General features: G+C 62.9%; 14 protein-coding genes. 7 read left to right on the top strand and 7 right to left on the bottom strand.

Translation table 11 applies throughout. The annotated features are described in order from the left end of the window. The first annotated feature begins 8 nt into the window (after positions 1-8). From CXY70_RS00840 to CXY70_RS00820, 5 genes are all read left to right on the top strand, one after another. Positions 9-602, top strand: a complete 594-nt coding sequence (locus CXY70_RS00840; protein WP_104190512.1) for an energy-coupling factor transporter transmembrane protein EcfT — start codon at positions 9-11, stop codon at positions 600-602. A gap of 134 nt (positions 603-736) precedes the next feature. Further along, entirely contained in the window at positions 737-1,738 is a 1,002-nt protein-coding gene (locus CXY70_RS00835; protein WP_233205653.1) for an FKBP-type peptidyl-prolyl cis-trans isomerase, read from the top strand. A gap of 108 nt (positions 1,739-1,846) precedes the next feature. Beyond that, positions 1,847-2,353, top strand: coding sequence for a DUF1801 domain-containing protein (locus tag CXY70_RS00830; protein WP_146066013.1), 507 nt, complete (start codon positions 1,847-1,849; stop codon positions 2,351-2,353). Between the two features lie 191 nt (positions 2,354-2,544). Then, on the top strand, positions 2,545-2,844 hold the full coding sequence (locus tag CXY70_RS00825) for a glyoxalase (protein WP_369851317.1): 300 nt from the start codon (positions 2,545-2,547) through the stop codon (positions 2,842-2,844). Positions 2,845-3,115: 271 nt separating this feature from the next. Then, positions 3,116-3,826 carry a hypothetical protein gene (locus CXY70_RS00820; RefSeq protein ID WP_104190509.1) on the top strand — a complete coding sequence of 237 codons (711 nt, stop codon included), beginning with the start codon at positions 3,116-3,118 and terminating at the stop codon, positions 3,824-3,826. A 523-nt stretch (positions 3,827-4,349) separates the two neighbouring features. On the opposite strand, the gene CXY70_RS00815 is transcribed toward CXY70_RS00820, so the two are convergent. From CXY70_RS00815 to CXY70_RS00800, 4 genes are all read right to left on the bottom strand, one after another. Beyond that, positions 4,350-5,237, bottom strand: coding sequence for a glycine betaine ABC transporter substrate-binding protein (locus tag CXY70_RS00815; protein WP_104190508.1), 888 nt, complete (start codon positions 5,235-5,237; stop codon positions 4,350-4,352). A gap of 122 nt (positions 5,238-5,359) precedes the next feature. Then, positions 5,360-6,286: a proline/glycine betaine ABC transporter permease gene (locus CXY70_RS00810; RefSeq protein WP_104190507.1), complete on the bottom strand. Its 927-nt coding sequence runs from the start codon at positions 6,284-6,286 to the stop codon at positions 5,360-5,362. Next, a complete protein-coding gene (locus tag CXY70_RS00805) occupies positions 6,283-7,587 on the bottom strand; it encodes a glycine betaine/L-proline ABC transporter ATP-binding protein (RefSeq protein ID WP_233205652.1) in 1,305 nt (434 codons plus the stop codon). Before CXY70_RS00805 ends, CXY70_RS00810 begins: the two co-directional genes overlap by 4 nt. Before the next feature lie 338 nt (positions 7,588-7,925). Continuing rightward, positions 7,926-9,323 (bottom strand): cation:dicarboxylate symporter family transporter, encoded by a 1,398-nt coding sequence (locus tag CXY70_RS00800; protein WP_104190506.1) that lies wholly within the window; start codon positions 9,321-9,323, stop codon positions 7,926-7,928. Between the two features lie 135 nt (positions 9,324-9,458). Between CXY70_RS00800 and CXY70_RS00795 the strand changes: the two genes are divergently transcribed. Together CXY70_RS00795 and CXY70_RS00790 are read left to right on the top strand one after the other, a co-directional pair. Next, on the top strand, positions 9,459-11,156 hold the full coding sequence (locus CXY70_RS00795; protein WP_104190505.1) for a sensor histidine kinase: 1,698 nt from the start codon (positions 9,459-9,461) through the stop codon (positions 11,154-11,156). Continuing rightward, positions 11,149-11,865 (top strand): response regulator, encoded by a 717-nt coding sequence (locus CXY70_RS00790; RefSeq protein ID WP_104190504.1) that lies wholly within the window; start codon positions 11,149-11,151, stop codon positions 11,863-11,865. Before CXY70_RS00795 ends, CXY70_RS00790 begins: the two co-directional genes overlap by 8 nt. Here CXY70_RS00790 and CXY70_RS00785 read toward each other — a convergent pair. From CXY70_RS00785 to CXY70_RS17660, 3 genes are all read right to left on the bottom strand, one after another. Continuing rightward, complete coding sequence (locus CXY70_RS00785; RefSeq protein WP_199183317.1) at positions 11,862-12,668, bottom strand: enoyl-CoA hydratase; 807 nt, start codon at positions 12,666-12,668, stop codon at positions 11,862-11,864. The genes CXY70_RS00790 and CXY70_RS00785 overlap by 4 nt on opposite strands. Then, entirely contained in the window at positions 12,665-13,909 is a 1,245-nt protein-coding gene (locus CXY70_RS00780) for an enoyl-CoA hydratase/isomerase family protein (RefSeq protein WP_104190503.1), read from the bottom strand. The genes CXY70_RS00785 and CXY70_RS00780 overlap by 4 nt, the downstream gene beginning before the upstream one ends. A gap of 364 nt (positions 13,910-14,273) precedes the next feature. Beyond that, positions 14,274-14,505: HNH endonuclease signature motif containing protein (locus tag CXY70_RS17660; protein WP_199183316.1), on the bottom strand; the 232-nt coding region annotated here is incomplete at its 5' end.

The raw sequence follows: 14,505 nt of genomic DNA, 5'->3' as shown, positions 1-14,505 counted from the left end.
AGCGGCAAATGATCGGCCTGTACAGCCCCGGCACCTCGCTCATTCACCGTGCGCCCACTCTGCTCAAGCTGTTTCTACTCTCGCTCTGCGTCGTGCTGATCGGAACTTCGCCCGATTTGTGGGTCGTCAGTGGCGCGGCGGTCGGCGTGACGCTGCTATTTCTGGCTGCCCGCGTTCCGGTGCGGGCAGCCGCAGCCCAGATCGCCCCGATTGTGCTGGTTCTGCTGATCGCGGTGCCGATCCAGGGCTTGCTTTCCGGCTGGATGCTCGCCGCTCTCATGGCGGGCCGGCTGATCGTGGCGGTGGCTCTCGCGGCCCTGTTCACGATGACCACAACGGTCACCGCCGTGCTCGAAGCGTTCCAGAAGCTGCTACGCCCGTTCCGCCGGTTCATCGACGCCGACCGGGTGGGATTGCTCGTTGCGCTCACCATCCGCTGTATTCCCCTGGTGAGCGATATCGTGCGCGAGGTACTCGAGGCCCGCACAGCCCGCGGGACGCGGGGCTCACTCCTGTCGATCGCCGTTCCGGTCGTGGTGCGCTCGCTCTACGCAGCGGATGCGTTGGGCGAGGCCCTGATCGCCCGCGGCCTCGACGACTGACCGGTTCCGCCCGGGCGGCACACCGGGGCATCCACTCAGGCGGTTCATAGGCGAATCGTGGCAGAGTGAGACCTTGGCCGTTCATGCCACCCCAATATTTAAATTCCCGCACCTACGATCTCGAAAGAGGCCCCGTGTCGAAAATCCCTGCCCTGCTCACCATCGTGGGCCTCACTCTCGCCCTCACCGCTTGCGGCAGCAGCGACACCCCCGAAGCAACGGATTTGGCTTCTGCCCCCGACGCTGCCTACAGCGAATGCACGGCACCCGGCACAGTTTCCGACGCTGTCGATGTGACCGGCGACTTCGGTGCCGTACCCACGGTCAAATTTGATGAGCCGCTTGACCCGACGTCCACCCAGCGCACGGTTGCCATCGAGGGCGCTGGCACCACCGAAGCGTCCGGCGGCTCGTTGGTCGGGGCATCACTCTCCGTGTACAACGGCACGACTGGAGCGACCGTACAGGAGACGACGTACCCGACCAGTGGCGCCAGCGAGACCATCACGGTGGGCGCAACGTTCCTCCCCGGCTTGGTGCGGGCCGTCAACTGTTCTGTTGAAGGCGATCGCATCGTCACCGTCAGCACAGCGGGCGACGCGTTCGGCGCAGACGGCGCTGAACAGCTTAAAATCGCCGCCGGAGACTCCGTCGTGTTCGTCATCGACGTCATCTCGATCACGAACCTGGCCGACCGCGCTGACGGGGTGGACCAGCCGGCTGTACCGGGCCTGCCCACCGTTGAACTCGCCAAAGACGGTGCCCCGACCATCACCGTTCCCGACGCCGAGGCGCCAGCCGAGCTGCAGATCTCGACCCTGAAGCTCGGTGACGGCGCCGTCGTCGCCGACGGAGACACCGTATCGGTCGAATACACCGGAGTTGTCTGGGCCACCGGAAAAACCTTCGACTCGTCCTGGACCACCGTTGGACCGACAACCTTTGTCACCAGTCAGGTTGTTCCGGGCTTCGGTGCTGCGCTCGTGGGCCAGACCGTTGGATCCCAGGTGATCGCCGTTCTGCCTCCGAGCGAGGGCTATGGTGAGGCCGGCCAGGAAAGTGCCGGCATCAGCGGAACCGACACCCTCGTGTTCGTCGTCGACATTGTAGGCACGGCGGCGACGCCCGCCGGGTAGCCTGTCACGCGTGCACCGCCCGTCAACCTTTGGGGTGACGGGCGGTGCATTTTTTTACCCAGCGCGGATCGGTTCCTGAGTGTCTGCCCAGCCTCAGGGTGCACCGGCGTGACAGTGTGGAATGCAGGTACCAACATGCCCGGCACCGGCCAGGCGTGGATTCGACCACCGAAAGAGGCTATTCACCTGACATCCACACTCCCTACCACGTCCACTCCCACCAAATTTCAGGTTGCCGCTCCGGCACCCGTCGCATCCGCGCTCAAGCCAACGACCATTGACGAGTATGTTGCCGCTCCCACCGAGCCGCTGGCAAGCGTCGTCAGGCTGCTCCGCGACAAATTCGACTTGGGTCTGCCGGAGACATCGACGGAACTGTGGCACGGGCATCCGGTCTGGCTCGAGGATGACCTACCGGTAGCTGGGTTCAAGGCATATCCGACTTTTGTGACCGTGTTGTTCTGGCGCGGCCAAGCCATCACAGATGACTCAGGCAAGCTCAACGCGAGCGGTTCGGCGGAGATGAGCGAGTACAAGCTGAAGAGCGTTGACGACTTCGACGAGGCGCTGTTCGACAGCTGGCTGCAGCAGGTGCGCGAGCTCGAAGCCGCATAGCACCCAGCGGTTCGCCGCCCATCGACTATCGGTCGGTGGGCGGCGTTTTCTGTTCCCAGCGCCCTGACCACGACGACAAAACGGTCAGCATGGTTGCGGACAGGAAGGGATGACTAAATGGACTGGAAAATTGAACTCGTCGCCGTACCGGTCACCGACGTCGACCGGCGAAGGCATTCTACGTCGACCAGATCGGTTTCAACGCCGACTACGACGCCGTCGTCGTCAATGAGAACCTGCGTTTTGTACAACTCACCCCGCCGGGCTCGGCCTCTTCCATTGTGCTCGGCGTCGGTATCACCGAGATGGAGCCGGGCTCCCAGAAGGGAATTCAGATCGTCGTGCCGAACGCCGACGAAGCACGGCGGCATCTGCTGGACCACGGGGTGCAGGTCGAACCGGTGGACGAGCAGGAATGGGGCCGGTTCGTCTACTTCGCCGACCCGGACGGCACCACCTGGGCGTTGCAGGAGTTGCCAAAGGGCGACTAGGTTTGCCGCAGACAGAGAACGGCCCGCGTCCGAGGACGCGGGCCGTTCTCTGTGCGGAATCCGTCACCAGCCGGGGATCTTGGGCGCATACAGCCGACAAAACCGTCTGAGAAATCAATATCTGCAAACTGAAGAATAGCTGTGAGTTGACCAAAACATGCGACATAATTCTCAACAGATGACAGCCTGAAATGGTATTTCGACCGAACATTTCCCGGTTGACGAGGCGACTCTTCGCCCTTCTGGGGGAGCTGACAGGAACGAGACAAATATGAATCACATGAAAATCGGGCTAACCGCTACCGTCATCGCATTGGCCATGACCGCGCTCGTGGGACCCGCCGCAAACGCTCAGGATGGGCAGTCGAGTGGCATTAGCCCTCATGATCGTGCAGACGTGGAAACGCATCTCATCGAGAGCAATATTCCCGCCGACCAGCGCAGCGCAATTCTTGCAACACTTGATTCTGGTGGCGTTTTAGAATCTTCCGACGATGACGCTGTGCCCGTCCGCATTGATGAACGAGTCGAGAATGGCTGGAATATTTCCATGGCCACATTCTCAGATGGGTCCTACCGCACGCAGGAGACGGAACAGGGCACGGACTCGACGGCAAAATCAGGTGCGAGTACCAATGCATCCGGTGTGACATCGTGCTCGAACTCGACCGCTGGCAGCTACGAGGTTCGAACTGGATGCACCGTCCGATTTGAGGATTCCATCTCGTGGATGTCCTACGTAATGGACCACCGCTTCGTTCCAGGCGGCGCTGGATTTGGCCAAATCGACGCCGTGTATGGATTTAAGGCCGACGTATACTACGGAAGCTATGGCAATGGCAGTGTTTCAATTGTCAAGCAGAGCGGAAACCCCGCCATTGCTGAGTCTGGCTTCGACTACAACTTAAACGGTGGCGGCGGCGGACATTCGTCCGCTTTAGCCTACGTCGACAGCAGCGGGCTTCGCCAGGGAGACTTCTAGAGAACGCCAGGACTGAGCTGACTCTTCGACTCAAATTCGGACCCAACGCAGCAAGAAGCCGCGACTCAAGATCGTACTTCCAATAACCGCGTTGAGTCATGGGATTTGTCCGTCCAGGAGAACGGCCGATTTGCCGTACAGATAGTCTACAAGTGCACCAAACGCTCGGGCGGGGTCATCCCCACCGAGCGTTTTGTGTGTGTGTTTACAAGAGGCTTCCTGCCCGATGCGATCCCTGCGATGTCACGTTTAACGGGTAGTCGCCGGGATCTCCGGTCAAGCAATCAGCACCGTTGTCCATCGAGGACAGAGATCGATTCCTTCAAGCGATAGGGTCTCGAGCACCCCTGTGAAGGAAATGAAGTACGTGCGTATTCGACCGCGACGCTTGTCGATATCGCCCAAGGATACTAATGAGAACGTCGACTGTTGCCTCGGACAGGCCCGAGTCCGTACCGAACGCAGCGATCTGGTCGCAAAGAGGGCCCGTGCCAAACTGGCACGGGCCCTCTGCACGTACTGACTAGCTGGTGAGGCCGTCTACATATTCCTGATTGTCTTCGATCCACTGGGCAACGATCGGTGCGTAGTCCTGACCGTCATAGTTGACGAACATTTCCTCTTCAAGGGAGTACAGCGTATCGAGGTCCATCTCGAAGTTGTTGATCCACTCGGCGGCCTGCGGGAAGTCAGCTTCAAACTCGGTGCTGCCATAGGAGTGGATACTCTCGATGTTCTCGAGAGTTCCCTCGGGGTCCTCGAGGTTCTTGATGGGGAAGGCTCCGTAGGCCCAGTGTGGCTCCCACAGGGTGACCACAATGTTGTCGCCGTTATCGGTCGCGTTCGTGAGTTCGGAGAGCATCCCCGCGGTCGACGACGTCACGTTATCCATACCGTCGAGGCCGTAGGTCGGGATGACCCGCTCTTCCATGGCCTGGTTGAGGCCTGAGCCTGGCTCGATGCCGACGATCCGGTTAGAAAACAGGTCGGCGTTGTCGGCCAGCTCCGCGAGCGAGTCGATCGGGGCATCCGCGTTCACAGCCACGGTGAGCTTGGATTCGGTATTCCATGCACCCAGGTCGACAATGTCATCGCCATACTCTTCGAGGTAGGACGCGTGGGTGTCAGGCAGCCAGATGTCCATGCTGAGGTCATAGTCGCCGGTGGACAGGCCCGAGTAAACGGGGGCCTCCGCGGCGTATTCCAGTTCGACGTTGTAGCCCTTCTCGTCGAGAATTGCCTTCCACAGCTCCGAGACGGCGATGCCCTCGTCCCAGCCGTTGAATACGGCCAGGCTCATGTTGGCGTTGTCGCCGTTGGAGACGGTGGCAGTTTCAGCAGAGGCGCATCCGCTGAGGGCGAGGAGTGAAACGGCTCCTACGGCGATGAATGACTTGGTACGAATTTTCATGGGTTTTCCATTCTCGACACCCGCGAAGGGTGGCAGGGTTGGCTCTTGGTGCTGGCGGCCGATCTGAGTGCTATGACAACCGCCGATGGACACGGGCGCTCGCGCGCTCGTGAGTGTGTGGGTTACAGGCGAACCGATTCGGGTTCGACCGGAATTCTGGATTCCACCGAAGCGGATACCGTGGCGCGGCTCTTTCGCAACGCGATGAGGCGGCTGATGGGTGTGTTGCCAGTACCGAACGCTGCGGTGACTCGGTCGAGGAATATGGCGAGGATCACCACGGCCAGACCCGCCTCGGAACCGAGCACGATGTCGATCCGGCTGAGACTCGTCATGATCTCCGCACCGAGAGCGCCTGCGCCGACCATTCCAGCGATGACGACCATCGAGAGTGACAGCATGATGACCTGATTAATGCCAGCCATGATCGTGGGCATGGCCAGCGGCAGCTGGATTTGACGCAGGATGCGGCCCGGTGATGCGCCGAAGGCAGACCCCGCTTCGACGACCTCCGAGTCGACTCCGCGGATACCCAGCTCTGTCAGGCGCACCCCCGGCGCCATAGCGAAGATGATGGTCGCGACGATTCCCGGTACCTCGCCAACGCGGAAGAAGAGGAGCGCCGGAATCAGAAAGACGAACGCGGGCATGGTCTGCAGGAAGTCGAGCACCGGACGAATGACGCTCGAGGCCGCCTTAGATTTGGCCGCCAGGATACCGAGCGGGATGCTCATCGCAATGGCGATCACACTTGCAACGAGCACAAGGGCGAGCGTGTCCATGGCATTTTCCCATTGGTTCATGCCAACGATCAGCAGGAGCCCGATGACGGTCCCCGCAAAGAATTTCCACCCCCGAACCGCCAGCGCCAGAAGGGCAGCCAGGCCAATGATCACGTAGAACGGCGGAGAAACCAGCAGGTAGTCGACGGTCTCAAAGGCGCCAGCGAAGGCGAAACGGATGAAGTCAAAGAAGAAGCTGAAGTACTCGGTGACGAAATCAAACAAGATTTCGACCCAGGAACCCACAGGGATTCGGAACTCGTTCACGCTTCGGCTCCTTCCAGCGCGGTTTCGCGCAAGGTCTCGGTGATCAGGCTGACGGAAATGGTGGCGGGCGGTTCGATCACGGGCTGCTCGCCCGTTGTCGTGGCGACGTTCCCCAGTGCCGCGAGCAGGGTCACCCGTGGAATCACACCGAGCAATCGGTTCTTCTCGTCAACGACGGCGATGGGCAGTTCGCTTTCGACCGAGGGCTCGACCAGATCGACCAGTACGGTTTCGGGCAGCACCGCGGTGGCGTCATCGCGGATGATGCCGCGCAGGTCGACCTCGCCGGCCTTGACAAGCTTGAGAACGTCGCGGTCACGCACGATCCCGGCGAAGCTGCGGTCGCGGTTGAGCACGAAAGTGACGGATGTCTGCAGGTCGCGCATCGTGCGCAGCGCGGCACGAGGGCCGGCCGTCTTGGTAACGACAGCACGCACTGGTTCCATCACGCTCGCGGCGGTGAGTACTCGAGCCCGGTCAACATCCTGCACGAACTGGGCGACGTAGTCGTTGGCCGGGTCGGTGAGGATCTCCTCGGGCGTGCCGATCTGCACGATGCGACCATCGCGCATGACGGCGATGCGATCGCCGAGAAACATGGCCTCGTTGAGGTCGTGCGTGATGAAGATGATCGTCTTGCCGAGTGCGGCCTGCAGCTCGATGAGCTGCTCCTGCATTTCGCGGCGAATGAGCGGGTCGAGGGCCGAGAACGCTTCGTCCATGAGCAGCACGTCCGTGTCGGCCGCGAGGGCACGGCCGAGGCCGACCCGCTGCTGCATTCCACCGGACAACTCGGAGGGCAGATTATCAGCCCAGCCGGCGAGGCCCACCAGATCGATGATCGTCTGGGCCTTGGCCAGGCGTTCCGTACGGCCCATACCCTGAATTTCGAGGCCATAAGCGACGTTGTCGATCACCGTGCGGTGCGGCAGCAGGGCGAAGTGCTGGAACACCATTGAGATGCTCTTGCGACGTACGTCGCGCAGTTCCTTGGCGGACACACCCGTGATGTCGGTGCCGCCGACGGTTACGGTGCCGGAGGTGGTCTCCCACAGTCCGTTGAGCATGCGGATGAGGGTCGATTTGCCCGAGCCGGACAGGCCCATGACGACGAAGATTTCGCCTGTTTTGACCTCGAATGAGGCGTCAATGACAGCGGCTACTCCGAGAGACGAGATTTCTGCGCGGCTCTTGCCAGCTTTGAGCTTTTTGACGATTTCGTGCGGGCGGCGCCCGAAGGCTTTGTAGAGGTGATCTGCTTTGACTGCTATGGACTCTGGACGAGGAATACTGTCGGTCACGCGTTCTCCGGTGCACGCCACCGTAGCCGATCTCACGGTCTACGACGCGCTGTGCTCTCGTGTCGGACGGGTAGGCACCGAGCGGCCCGGACGCGAGAATCAGCGTGGGCTGGGGCGATCATGGGATCACGTCCGTCGGCGCCTCACCATACGCATGCGGCCGTTCCATCTCAAATGGTGGCTACGCGTGCGCGTCCTGGTGAAGGGTTGTAAGACCGTCCATGAGCCTAACATACCGACTTTTCGGCGTACCGAAAGAAGGCACAAAAGGGGGTGCCGCCCGGGAGGATTCCTCCGGGCGACACCCGTAGCGCGAGTCTAATGCCCGCAATATCTGCCTAAGCGCGTTCCAACACCTCGGACTGCGCTGCTTTTTCGGCGGTGCGCTGGCTGTCCGCTGCGCTCACCTGGCCGTGAGTGAGCATGGTGCGTTCGTCGAACGGTTCGAGCTTGTCGAGCACGCGATCAAGCTGCCCCCGATCGAGTTCCTTGGTCCAGGACCCAATCATGACGGTGGCTACGGCGTTGCCGGTGAAGTTGGTCAACGCACGGGCTTCGGACATGAATCGGTCGATGCCAACGATGAAGCCGACACCGCCGACAAGTTGCGGAGCGTGGGCCTGCAGGCCCGCGGCCAGAGTGGCTAGGCCGGCGCCGGAGACTCCGGCGGCGCCCTTGCTCGCAATGATCATGAAGACGAGCAGCCCGATCTGCTCGCTGAGGGCGAGGGGCTGGCCGAGTGCGTTGGCGATGAACAGCGACGCCATGGTGAGGTAGATCGCGGTGCCGTCGAGGTTGAACGAGTATCCGGTGGGCACGGTGACACCAACGACGGGCTTGGAGACACCGAGGTGTTCCATCTTTGCGATCAGTCGTGGCAGGGCGGCTTCAGACGACGAGGTCGACACGATCAGCAGGTACTCCCGGCCGAGATAGCGCATGAGCTTGAAGATGTTCACACCCGTGACCACTTTGAGCAGGCCACCGAGGATGACCACGATGAAGATGATGCAGGTGATGTAGAAGGCGGCCATGAGCGTGAACAAACTGATCACGGCCTGGATTCCGGTGGCACCGACGACCGCGGCGATCGCGCCGAACGCACCGATCGGGGCGAGCCACATGACCATGATGAGAATGCGGAAGACCAGGGCCTGCACGTGCGCGATGCCATCGAGAATCGGCTTACCGGCCGCGCCCATTCGCTGCAGGGCGAAACCGGCGATGAGCGCCACGAGCAGCGTCTGCAGAATGTTTCCGCTGGTCAGCGACGAGAATAGGGTGGCGGGCACGATCCCGAGCAGGAACGACTTGGTGTCGGCCGATTCGGTGGCCTCAAAGGTAGCATCCGACAGGTTGATGCCCTCGCCCGGGTGGATCATGTTGCCAACGACCAGGCCGATTCCAAGCGCAAAGGTCGACATGATCAGAAAGTAGCCGAGGGCCAGGCCGCCGATCTTGCCAACAGTGGCGGCCTTGGCGATGGAGCCGATTCCAAGAATGATCGTGCAGAAGATGATCGGGGAGATCATCATCTTGATCAGGGCGATGAACAGGTCACCGAGCGGCTTGAGCGAAACGGCAAAGCCCTTCTCGCCGCCCCAGACCAAGCCAACCACGATACCCAGAATGACCGCAATGATGACGGCCATGTAGAGGTAGTGCGACGAATCGATTCTCTTCTTCGGTTTGCCGGCCTTGTTGAGTTTGCTGCGGATTGATGGCGTCGCTGTCATGTCAGACTCCTATGTCTAGGCTTAACCTGGCCCACCACGGGCTCCGGCTGGTGCAATTCGTTCCACACTGGTCGACGCAGACCGTTGGCGCACGGTTGCGGTCATATTGTTCACGAGCTCACGAAGGAGCCTGCAGTGCGTAAGGAATGGAGCATCGCTCGGCGGCTCTTTTTCGCGCACGCACTGTTCATCGTCGTGCTCACGGTCTTCGTCGGAACGGCCTTCTTCGTCGATACTCGCGATCAAGGCTACGCCGAGACCGGCGACCGCATGCTCGCGGTCGCCACCGCCATCGCCGACAGTCCCTTCCTGCTCACGGCGAGCCAGTCGGCCGACCCGAGCGAATCGCTGCAGCCCTACGCGCTCAAGCTGAGCGACGATGCGGGGCTCGACTTCATCACGATCATGGCTCCAAACCGCACCCGCTGGACCCACCCCACCGACGCCGAGATCGGCAAAAAGTACATCGGCGCTATCGAGCCGGCTCTCTCGGGAACGGCCTTCACCGAAATCAGCACGGGAACGCTCGGGCCATCCGTTCGTGCCGTGGTGCCGGTAACGGATGCCGATGGCACCGTGCGCGCGCTCGTCGCGGTGGGCACCACTACGAGCAACATCACGATCGCCCTGAACGCCCGGCTGCCCTCGGTGCTTGGCCTCGCGCTCGGACTGCTCGCGTCCGGGTCAGTGGTGACCTGGCTGCTCGGGCGCTACCTGCGCCGGGTGACCCTGGGCTGGGGACCGGAGCGCCTCGCGCAACTATTCGTCTACTACGATTCGGTACTGCACTCGGTGCGTGAGGGGCTCGTGCTGGTCGACCTGCGGGGCGACCTCGTTCTGTACAACGACCAGGCGTCGCGGCTGCTCGGCATTCCACCGCGGCCAGCCGCCGGCACCGACGAGCGGCCACCCACCCTCACCGAACTCAGCCTGCCGCCGAGCCTCGGCGAGCTGCTGCGCAGCGGCCGCACCGCGCACGATGAGATTCATCTCACCGGCACGCGGGTGCTCGTGGTCAGCCAGGAGCCCGCCGTGGCCTCATCGACCTCGGGGATTCGGCCCCGGGCAACGCCGATGGGATTCGTGGCGACGATTCGCGATCACACCGACCTGCAGAACCTCGGCAGCGAGTTGCAGTCGATGCAGACGCTGTCCGACGCCCTGCGAGCGCAGACCCACGAGCATTCCAACCGATTGCACACGATCGTGTCACTGATGGAGCTCGGCCGCACCGATCAAGCCCTCGACTTCGCCACGAAAGATCTAGAGCTGAGCCAGCAACTCGCAGACGAGATGGTCGGTTCCGTAGACGAACCCGTGATCAGCGCACTAATCATGGGCAAATCGGCGCAGGCCAATGAGCTGGGAATCGCCCTGACCGTCACGGCGTCGGGCACGCTCGCCCAGTCGGGGCTGTCGATTCAGGATCTGGTGACCGTGCTGGGCAATCTGGTCGACAATGCCCTCGACGCGGCAGTGGCCGGCCCGGACCCGCGTCGTGTCTCGGTCACGGTGTCCTCGACCGAGCAGGCCGTGGTGATCGAGGTCGCCGACAGCGGCCGTGGCGTCGCTCCCGAGATTATCGACGACGTGCTTCGCCTCGGATTCAGCACCAAGGGCGCCGGCGCTCACGAAGCAGGCGAGGTGCCGGGCCGTTCGATCGGAGGCCGCGGACTCGGCCTGGCTTTGGTGCGGCAGGCCGTGACCCGCCTTGGCGGCACGATCATCATCGGACGGCGCGAGGGCGCCGTCTTCACCGTGACGATTCCAGTCGTGACGATTCCGGCCGTGACTCCTTACGGTCCTGACCCGGTGGAGGTCAATCATGACTGAGGCCGCACTCCCGGTCATTCGCGTGCTTATCGTCGAGGATGAGCCGCTTGCCGCCGAGGCTCATGCCGCCTATGTGGGTCGACTGGCCGGCTTCGAGCTTGCCGGCACGGCGGGCACCGGGCAGGAGGCGTTTCGGCGCGTCGCAGCCGCGGCGTCGGCCGGAACCCCGATCGACCTCGTGCTCATGGATATGAACCTGCCCGACAGCCACGGGCTCGACGTGAGTCGGCGCATCCGTTCAGCCGGCCTCGCTACCGACATCATCGCGATCACCGCGGTGCGCGACGTCGACAACGTGCGCGGGGCGATCGCGGCCGGAGTCGTGCAGTATCTGATCAAGCCTTTCACCTATTCGACCTTCGCTACAAAATTATCCAGTTACCGGGACTTTCGTGCGGAACTGAACGGGCAGGCATCCAACGTGACGCAGTCGGCAGTCGATCACGCCTTCGCGAGCCTGCGGGCGCCGACCGATATCCCCATGCCTAAGGGGCTGGCCGAATCGACCCTGAACCCGGTGGTCAGATACCTGCAGGCGCAGGGCGCGCCTGTGTCGGCGAGCGAGCTGATGGAGCCTCTCGGACTGTCGCGCGTGACGGCACGGCGCTACCTGGAGTATCTCGCCGACACCGGCCTGGTGCTGCGCGCTCCCCGCTACGGCGCACCGGGACGGCCCGAGAACGAGTACAGCTGGAAGAGCGGGCGTTAGCGGTTCGTGAAAACCGGTGGCCGCTTCTCGACAAAGGCCGCCATGCCCTCGCTCTGGTCATCTGTGGCGAACACCGAGTGAAACAGTCGTCGTTCCAAGTGGATGCCGGCGCCGAGCATGGATTCGTAGGCCGCGTTCACGACCTCCTTGGCGAGCATCGCGATCGGCGCTGATTTCGCGGCGATGTCGGCGGCGGTTGCGAGGGCGTCAATCATGAGGTCGGCAGTCGGCACGATGCGGGCGACGAGGCCGGCGCGCTCGGCTTCGACCGCGCCGATGGTGCGGCCCGTGAGGATCATCTCCATCGCTTTGGCCTTGCCGACCGCGCGGGTGAGGCGCTGCGACCCGCCCATACCGGGGATGACGCCGAGCTTGATCTCGGGCTGGCCGAAGGTGGCGGTGTCGGAGGCGATGATGAAGTCGCAGATGAGGGCCAGTTCACAGCCGCCGCCGAGGGCGTGGCCCGATACGGCGGCAATAATCGGCGTGCGTACGGCAGCGAGCCGGTCCCAGCCGGCGAACCAGTCTTTCAGGTACATGTCCATGTAGCTCATCGTCGACATCTCTTTGATGTCGGCGCCGGCTGCGAAGGCGCGTTCCGAACCGGTGACGATGATCGCTCCGATCTCCGGGTCGGCGTCGAGCCGGGTCGCGGCACCGACGACGTCCTGCATGGTGGCGAAGTCGAGGGCGTTGAGCGCCTTCGGGCGGTTCAGGGTGATGACGCCGACGCGGCCGTGGCGTTCGAGCAGGATGTTGGCGTAGGTATCCGAGTCGTTAGTGGTCTGGGTGCGCTCGCTCACGTGGTGGCCTCTCGTTCGATGGTTGGTGTGGGTGCGAAGTTTCTCGGGCGCGGCAAACGCAGCTCGCGCTCGCCGAGCGGCGCGAAGTGCGCTAGCACGTCAGTGTTACTGACGGCATCAAGCGTGCTCGGCTGCCACCGAGGATTCCGGTCCTTGTCGATGACCTGCGCGCGGATCCCCTCGATCACGTCGTGGCCGGCCACCATGCGAAGGGATACCCGGTATTCCTGTTCGAGCACCTCTTCGAGGCTGCCGAGGTCGCGGGCGCGGCGGAGCGAGGCGAGGGTGACTTTGAGCGCGGTCGGTGATTTGGCCAGGATGGCGGTCGCTGCCTCCTGCGCTGCCGCGACGGATGATTTCTGCAACCGGTCGATGATCTCGGGCAGGTCCTCTCCGGCGTAACATTCATCGATCCAGGTGCGTTCTAACAGGAGCGGCCCCGGTGGCACGGTCGTAGCGGCGTGCTCGGCGATAGCCTCGGCAGCGGGCATCCGTTTGAGGGCGTCGACCAGAGAATCGAGCCGGGCCGCGTCAACGAAGCTGTCGGCGAGGCCGAGGGTGATGGCGTCGGCGCCCGTCATGGTCGCGGCGGTGAGGGCGAGGTGGGTGCCGAGCTCGCCGGGGACGCGCGAATATAGGTACGTTCCCCCGACGTCGGGCACGAAGCCGATGGTCGTTTCGGGCATGCCGAGTTTGGTGCGTTCGGTCACGACGCGGTGCGCAGCGTGGCCGGAGAGGCCGACTCCCCCGCCGAGCACGATGCGGTCCATTAAAGCGACCAATGGTTTGGAGTATCGCTTGATCTGCGCGTTGAGCGTGTACTCGTCGGCCCAGAATCGAGCGTTCTCTTCGGGGTCACCGCCAGTATCGGTCTGGGCGCTAGTATCGGTCTGGGCGCCAGTGCCGGTCTGGGCGTCGGTGCGGCCATCGCGGTAGATCGAGACGATGTCGCCGCCGGCGCAGAAGGCACGATCTCCACTTCCGGTGAGCAGAACGGTGCGCACTGCGGGATCGTCGGCCCACTCTGTGAGGGCTTCGGCGATGGAACGGATCATGGCGTGGGTCAGCGCGTTGAGCGCCTGCGGCCGGTTCAGGATGATGCGGGCGAGCGGTCCATCGCGCTGCAGCAGTACTTCTTCGTTGTTATCAGCGGATGCAGCGGAAGGTGCCGCAGCGCTAACACCCGGCTCCGCTCCTCTGATCTTGCCCAAGATGCTGTCGATCGAGTCCGTGCGGGGCATAAAAAACCTTTCCGCGTCGATGCGGTTGAGTAAGGGGTACGTGTTAGCACAGTCTATCGACGTGAACTTTCTCGTCTGCGAGCACTCGTGAAACTGATGCCGACCTCCACCGGAAAGGCAGAAGCTCTGCCGGACCGTGCGCGCTAGAACGGTTGCGGGTTGGGGTCGGTCGTGTTCCAGACGGAAATCCAGGGGTCGCGCTCAAGTGATGCAGGCGGTGCGTGTGGCAGTGCCGGTTGCGGTGTGTGCCGGACGTGGGGGCTGATGCGGATGGCGGGGTCGGTGGCGTAGTGTTTGCCGGCGGGGCTGGTCCAATTGAGGGGGCCGTCAAGGTCGACGGTGACGGTCCAAGCGGAGTAGTGCTTCAGATTGTGGTGAGCGGGGCAGAGGTGGTGCAGGTTGGTGCGGTGGTGGGGCCGCCGAATTGTTTGTCGCGGGTGTGGTCGAGGTCGCTGTGCCCGGCGGAGCGGTTGCAGCCGGGGAACCGGCAGGTCCCGTCCCGCAGGCGCAAATATTTCTTCAAGCTTGCCGGCACCCGGAACGGTTCTGCGCTGACATCGAGCACGATACCGGTGTGCGGGTGGGTGAGGATGCGC

This window comes from Cryobacterium sp. Y82 (assembly GCF_002929495.1).
Taxonomy (GTDB): Bacteria; Actinomycetota; Actinomycetes; order Actinomycetales; family Microbacteriaceae; genus Cryobacterium; species Cryobacterium serini.
Note: the sequence above shows the minus strand (reverse complement) of the source record. Positions and strands in the feature narration are given on the sequence as shown.